Origin of the sequence: Methanospirillum sp., from assembly GCF_028679455.1 — an archaeon.
GTDB lineage: Archaea > Halobacteriota > Methanomicrobia > Methanomicrobiales > Methanospirillaceae > Methanospirillum.
The window spans coordinates 1-3083 of the sequence record NZ_JAJRBM010000206.1 but is presented as its reverse complement, the minus strand read 5'-3'; the positions used below and the strand labels follow the sequence as shown (position 1 = coordinate 3083).

Below are 3083 nucleotides of genomic sequence, written 5' to 3'. Positions count from 1 at the left end.
AGAACTCTGATACAAGAACAAGAATCAGCAGAAGATACAGCTCGTAAATATATGCAGGAACGTATTGAGGCGTTCACTGCAGAGGCCAATCGATACTTCGCAGATCAGAATGGGTGGTATCAGAAACTTCCAAACCTTGATCCTCATGGTGATCAGATCCTTGCCTGGCAAAAGGCAGTAAAAGTCCTCTCAGATCATTGCGGGTTCCCGGTAACTATTGAAGAGTGCTATCGGTTTGTTAACTCAAAGGGGTTTGACTCATGACTCCCTCCTATCACATCCTCGGCCTGCAGGTTGAGAACTTCATGCGGGTCTCTGCAGTCTCCATCCACCCGAACGGTGATCCGGTCATCCAGATCACCGGAAAGAACGCAGAAGGTAAGACCTCGATTATCAACGCAATCTGGGCGGTCCTCTGTTGGAGGGCTGCAGCCGGATCCATTCCCGAACCAGTCCGGAGAGGGCAGGAGTCAGCACAAGTCAGGATAGACCTTGGAGATTTGATCGTAACCAGGACCTGGAAGGGTGAGAAGACTTCGCTGACTGTGACCACCCGGGAAGGTGCGAAGTATCCATCCCCTCAGTCAGTTCTCGATAAACTCGTCAGTGAAATCGGGTTTGACCCCCTTGAATTCGTCAGGATGCAACCACGTGACCAGAGAACGACCCTGATGAATCTGCTCAAGATCGACTTCTCTGAGTTCGAGAAAGAACGTTCTGACCTCCTGCAGCAGAAGAACCAGGCACAAGCACAGGTAAGCGGACTATATCAACAGATCCGGGAGACCCCCGCCGTCCCGAATGACACGCCAGACGAGGAGATTTCTGCGGGCAACCTGATTCAAAGGCTTCAGGAGTCGACACGACTGTCTGACCGGAAGAAAGACATAGGGATTCATCTCGGTAAGATGTCCTGCGAAGCATCCGAAATCCACTCAAAGATCCAGGAACTTCAAGACAGACTCCAACAACTTGCAAAAGAACAGGAGGGTCTCTTCTCGGAATTGGATCAGATTGATCCAGAACCGCTGGAGCCGTTGCAAGACCAGTTGAGAAATATTGAAGAGATAAATCGTTCTGTAAGACTGAAACAGCAGAAGACCAAAACCCTCGAACGACTGCAGCAGGCAGAGAAACAAGTCAATACCATCACCGAAGCAATCGGCGATATCGACCAGGACAAACGAGACGCCCTAGCTGCAGCAAAGTTCCCGGTCCCTGGATTATCATTCGATGAAACTGGCATCCTGCTGAACGGAGTTCCTTTTGCACAGGCGTCTACCGCTGAACAGATTCGTGTCAGCCTGGCGATGGGTATCGCTCTTAACCCAGAACTCCGGGTCCTGCTCATCCGGGATGGTAACGCTCTGGACTCTGACAGCCTCCGGATGGTCGAGCAGATGGCGAAAGATGCCGATATGCAGATCTGGATGGAGAGGGTCGATGAATCCGGGCAGGTCGGGGTAATCATCGAAGATGGCACTGTGAAGGCTGTATCCGGTCAGCAGGTGATCGCATGAATCATCACCCTCATTTCCCCGGAACAATCCCAGCATTTCAAGAACTTCGCAAAGAAGATCAATGGTATTTTCATGAAGATTTCTTCAAGGATGAGAGTGAAATCCCTCTATCTGATATTAATCGATTGATTTTCCTCTCCCATTTCAACGCGATCGGTAAGATGTGGGATGAATTGAACGATATATTGCGTAAAAGAGAAGAAAAATTCAAGACAAAATACTCCCTCTCACGCATCGAAGTTGAGGATGACTATATTCAAATTGATCTGGTAATTGACGGTCAGAAAAAATTCATTCTCACAGATACTACCGGAGAACTAGCTGATACAGATCTACCTAAAACAGAAGAGGAAGAAGAAAATGGAGACTATCCTGATATTGCGTATAAGATAGCGCTTAAATATGGAAAAATATGGGATGACCTCTATCGTCGAATGGATTCTTTCTGCAAGTGTTTAGGATACTACTTTGAATGGGATGGAGAAGAGTTTCATCTTCAGGGAAATGGAATCAGAACCTCCGGATATGCATGGCATGGTGATAATGACAGCCTGTTTGAAAACCTGGAGGCAGTCCAATGACTCTCCGCAACGCCGGACTCCTCCGCAAACTTCCTGACGGCGATGATCTCTTCTTCACCGTCGATGGCACAATGGCCCGGGTCCGCGGGGTTGACATCCCCCGGATCCTTACCGGTCAGGAGAAACCGATCTACTCACATCAGGAAAAGGTCGGCACCATCGTTCTGAGTACCCGTCCCGGCTGCTATGATCGGATCATTGTCAACCTGCATGGGCTGGCCTATTTTGTGTGGTGTGACCAGTTCGAAAAGGTCTGGAATGGGGCCTTCAAGTGGGCCAGGATCTATGAACGAGTTCCGGACTGCTGGCAGGGGTTCAGCCAGGGGGTGACAGCGTGAGTCACTCATGGAACGTCCTTACCCGGGATAATCGGTGGTATCTCGGGAAGGACGGAAAATATCACTGGGTTGATTGTTGGCTCATCGGACACTGTGGCCACCTAACCTTTTTCGGAGACGCAAAACATGCAGCCGACCTCAGTACCTCGGAGTGTTGCCCGGATTGTCTAATCCGGTACTTCGATGCAACCATACGGATGCCTTCAACGACTGGATCTTCGGGGGTGACATATTGAGCCAACTCACTGAACACCTCTGTAACATTCGCAGGGAACAGATCGAGGCATTTGACCTCCTCCCCCCTCAACAGTTTGAATCCTGGATAGTAAAGGCCGAAGACCGACTTAAACTCATCAAAGCATCAAAACCCCTTCCCGGTACTGATGACCACATCGAAGCAGAGAATCTCATCACCAACCTTGACGACTTCCAGCAGCGCCGGGCTGAACTAATCTGGACTCTGGCATACGACCAGGCAGGGGACACCAACCTGATGACCGAGCACGAGGCAGACATCTACCAGGACTTACTCGGATATGCCAGTGACCTCAAGGGGGGTGATGCCTGATGGGACTGAGCATACGCACCTATGAGTGTTTCAGAAGCATCTGCGGAATCCTCGATGGAGACGGGTTCAGGGTGGT

The 3083-nt window shown here is 50.1% G+C and carries 5 protein-coding genes; all 5 read left to right on the top strand.

Annotated elements, in window-relative coordinates; all coding sequences use genetic code 11:
* The coding region (locus LUQ50_RS06845) for a hypothetical protein (RefSeq protein ID WP_300038146.1) at nucleotides 1-264 on the top strand (264 nt) is incomplete at its 5' end.
* Nucleotides 261-1520: an AAA family ATPase gene (locus LUQ50_RS06840; protein WP_300038143.1), complete on the top strand. Its 1260-nt coding sequence runs from the start codon at nucleotides 261-263 to the stop codon at nucleotides 1518-1520. The genes LUQ50_RS06845 and LUQ50_RS06840, both read left to right, overlap by 4 nt.
* Nucleotides 1517-2101 (top strand): hypothetical protein, encoded by a 585-nt coding sequence (locus LUQ50_RS06835; RefSeq protein WP_300038140.1) that lies wholly within the window; start codon nucleotides 1517-1519, stop codon nucleotides 2099-2101. Before LUQ50_RS06840 ends, LUQ50_RS06835 begins: the two co-directional genes overlap by 4 nt.
* Nucleotides 2098-2439: a hypothetical protein gene (locus LUQ50_RS06830; protein WP_300038137.1), complete on the top strand. Its 342-nt coding sequence runs from the start codon at nucleotides 2098-2100 to the stop codon at nucleotides 2437-2439. Before LUQ50_RS06835 ends, LUQ50_RS06830 begins: the two co-directional genes overlap by 4 nt.
* A gap of 232 nt (nucleotides 2440-2671) precedes the next feature.
* Nucleotides 2672-3007, top strand: coding sequence for a hypothetical protein (locus LUQ50_RS06825; RefSeq protein WP_300038134.1), 336 nt, complete (start codon nucleotides 2672-2674; stop codon nucleotides 3005-3007).
* The last annotated feature ends 76 nt before the right edge of the window (nucleotides 3008-3083 follow it).

Coding starts and splice junctions, on each gene's coding strand:
- LUQ50_RS06830 (WP_300038137.1), top strand. CDS start 2,098: ATGACTCTCCGCAACGCCGGACTCCTCCGCAAACTTCCTGACGGCGAT.
- LUQ50_RS06835 (WP_300038140.1), top strand. CDS start 1,517: ATGAATCATCACCCTCATTTCCCCGGAACAATCCCAGCATTTCAAGAA.
- LUQ50_RS06840 (WP_300038143.1), top strand. CDS start 261: ATGACTCCCTCCTATCACATCCTCGGCCTGCAGGTTGAGAACTTCATG.